This is a genomic window from Limnobacter sp. CACIAM 66H1, from assembly GCF_001601825.1.
Classification (GTDB): Bacteria; Pseudomonadota; Gammaproteobacteria; order Burkholderiales; family Burkholderiaceae_B; genus Limnobacter.
Map to the genome: position 1 here is coordinate 1 of NZ_LUJK01000101.1, position 2746 is coordinate 2746.

Sequence of the window (2746 nt, forward strand, 5' to 3'; positions counted from 1 at the left end):
AGCACACAGGTGATGTTCTCGGTCTCGCTGAAACGCGAGCATCAGCTAGACAGCCAAGCCAGGAGCGAATCTGCCCCTGAGGCCACTGCGCGTACTTGTGGCCGACGATACACCCCTGAACATCAGGCTGATCCAGACTTTCCTGCAGAAAGATGCCCATCTGGTCGACGTGGCCAGAGACGGCAAAGAAGCCCTGAACAAAGCGATGACAGAACCCTATGACTTTATTTTGCTCGATATCGACATGCCCAAACTTTCAGGTTATGAGGTGGTGGAGAAAATCCGATCCACAACAGGGCCCAACCAGCAATGCGAAATTGCCGCATTGACAGGCTACGCTTTCGACAGTGATATTGAGCGGGCTGTGGCCGCGGGCTTTAATTACCATTTCGCAAAACCGATTCAGTTCAATCTGTTGTTAAATCGCTTGGCAATAAGTAGTCAGAATACGAAATGATCACCCACCATGCGAAATGTGGTGCAAAATAGCGGGCTGTTGAATTTGACTAAAAAACGGGGTGTTTTATGGAATTACTAATGGATCCAAACGTTTGGATCGCTTTTGCGATTTTGACGGCCTTGGAAATCGTGCTGGGTATCGACAACATTGTGTTCATTACAGTGCTGGTGTCGAAACTGCCCGCAGACATTCGCGACCGCGTGCGCCAGTTCGGTTTGATGTTCGCAATGGCGACCCGAGTGGGCCTGCTGTTTTCGCTGTCCTGGATTATTGGTTTGACCGAACCCTTGTTTGAAGTGGCTGGCAAAGCGATCACTGGGCGAGACTTGGTACTGTTCTTCGGGGGTTTGTTCCTGTTGTGGAAGGCCTCAAAGGAAATTTACCTCGAAGTGGAAGCACCACACCAGGTTGAAGAAGAACTGGAAGCAGGTGCCGCTATTCAGAAAACCGGTGCCAAGCTGTTTTGGTACTCCATCATTCAGATCGGTATTTTGGATATCGTGTTCAGCTTGGATTCCGTGATTACTGCTGTGGGCATGGCTGACGACATCGAGGTGATGATTGCTGCCGTGATGGTGGCTGTGGGTGTGATGATGGTGTTTGCCAAATCAATTGGCGAGTTTGTTGAGGCGCACACCTCTGTGAAAGTATTGGCACTGGCCTTCTTGATGATGGTCGGTATGTTGCTGATCGCGGAAAGTTTTGGCCAACACGTGCCCAAGGCTTACCTGTACAGCGCAATGGGCTTCTCGCTGCTGGTTGAATTGCTGAACCTGCGATCAAAAGCTAAACGTCAACGGCTTGAAGAAATGGCACGTGCCAAAACCAACGCTGCCTGATAAAACCCGGTAGTAAATTGCAGAAAAGCCAGTGTAAACTGGCTTTTTTGTTTTGTGGGCCAAGCAAACAGCCCCTCAGTGTCAAACCCAGAGGGTGAATTCATGCAGCACCGAATTGCTCAGTTTCTTGTTCTTTTCTCGCTTACGCTGATTTCAACGGCGGGGTACACCGAACCCAATGTCTGGAACCTCTGGAAACAGCCGGGGGTTCATGCAATCATGCGCCACGCCAGTGCGCCAGGCTTTGGCGACCCGGAAGGGTTCACCCTAGGCGACTGCAATACACAGCGCAACCTGAGTGCATCAGGGCGAGAAGAAGCCAGGAAATTGGGTGAAACCATTCGAAGTCAGGGAATCACGCCAACCGCCATTTATTCAAGCCAATGGTGCCGCTGTTTGCACACCGCAGAGGAATTGAATTTGGGCACTGTCAATGCGTTACCTGCCTTAAATTCATTCTTCCAAGGGCGGGGCAACAGTGCTGAGCAAACCAGCGCTTTGAAAAAACACCTGGCCACGCTTAAACCCACCGACAAGGTTCTGTATGTTACCCATCAGGTCAACACCACGGCCCTGACCGGTATTTATCCTGATTCAGGTGAAGTAGTTTTATTCAAGTTCAATCCGGACGGCCAAGTCACCGTGATTGGGCGGGTTCAAACTCAGTGACATCCACTTACAGACCTTAACAAAACTTAACCCAGGGAGGCTGAACTTCGCCGGCATAACTGCCTCGAACAGTTAACGATTTCGGTTCAACAGCCGGGACGTGTGGAAAATCTTGTAGCTTGAAATTCCAACTGGAGGTAGTAAACATGTTGAAATCAAAACTCACGACAGCAAGCCTGATTGGTTCAATTGCACTTTCAGCAGCCGCTTTTAGCCTGCCTGCCCAAGCCGAAATCATGGTGGGTGGTGCGCCCATGCTGCCCAACAAAGACATCGTCGACAATGCCGTCAATTCAAAAGATCACACCACTTTGGTGACTGCTGTTCAAGCGGCTGGTTTGGTGGATACCTTGAAAGGCAAGGGCCCATTCACAGTATTTGCGCCAACAAATGACGCATTTGCCCAACTGCCAAGCGGTACGGTCGACACCCTTCTGAAACCCGAGAACAAATCTGCCCTCCAAGGCGTGCTGACCTATCACGTGGTGCCCGGCAAAATTACGGCTGCCGATTTGAGCAACAAAATTGTTCAGGCTGGTGGCATGGCCACCTTGAAAACAGCATCGGGTGCCTCGCTGGGCGCCAAGCTCCAAGGTGACAAGGTAGTGCTGGTTGACGAAAAAGGCGGTACGGCTGAGGTCACCATTGCAAACGTCACCCAATCCAATGGCGTGATTCATGTGGTGGACAGCGTATTACTGCCTAACTCCTGATCCCATTTTCCCCTGACGGGCGCTCAGCAAGCCCATCGTCATCTCCGACCTGTAATTGCTGTTTT

At 50.9% G+C, this 2746-nt stretch carries 4 protein-coding genes; all 4 read left to right on the forward strand.

The window, feature by feature from the left end; translation table 11 throughout:
* The first annotated feature begins 97 nt into the window (after positions 1-97).
* The 4 genes from A0129_RS15660 (at position 98) to A0129_RS15675 (ending at position 2681) form a co-directional block, all read left to right on the forward strand.
* The gene (locus tag A0129_RS15660) at positions 98-457 is read left to right on the forward strand and encodes a response regulator (protein ID WP_291716317.1); all 360 of its coding nucleotides are present in this window, start codon (positions 98-100) and stop codon (positions 455-457) included.
* A gap of 80 nt (positions 458-537) precedes the next feature.
* Complete coding sequence (locus A0129_RS15665; RefSeq protein WP_291716318.1) at positions 538-1299, forward strand: TerC family protein; 762 nt, start codon at positions 538-540, stop codon at positions 1297-1299.
* Between the two features lie 102 nt (positions 1300-1401).
* Complete coding sequence (locus A0129_RS15670; protein ID WP_291716319.1) at positions 1402-1968, forward strand: histidine phosphatase family protein; 567 nt, start codon at positions 1402-1404, stop codon at positions 1966-1968.
* 146 nt (positions 1969-2114) lie between these two features.
* Positions 2115-2681: a fasciclin domain-containing protein gene (locus A0129_RS15675; RefSeq protein WP_291716320.1), complete on the forward strand. Its 567-nt coding sequence runs from the start codon at positions 2115-2117 to the stop codon at positions 2679-2681.
* Positions 2682-2746: the final 65 nt, after the last annotated feature.

Excerpts from the sequence above, each read along its gene's own strand:
- A0129_RS15675 (WP_291716320.1), top strand. The coding sequence starts at position 2,115 with ATGTTGAAATCAAAACTCACGACAGCAAGCCTGATTGGTTCAATTGCA.
- A0129_RS15670 (WP_291716319.1), top strand. The coding sequence starts at position 1,402 with ATGCAGCACCGAATTGCTCAGTTTCTTGTTCTTTTCTCGCTTACGCTG.
- A0129_RS15665 (WP_291716318.1), top strand. The coding sequence starts at position 538 with ATGGATCCAAACGTTTGGATCGCTTTTGCGATTTTGACGGCCTTGGAA.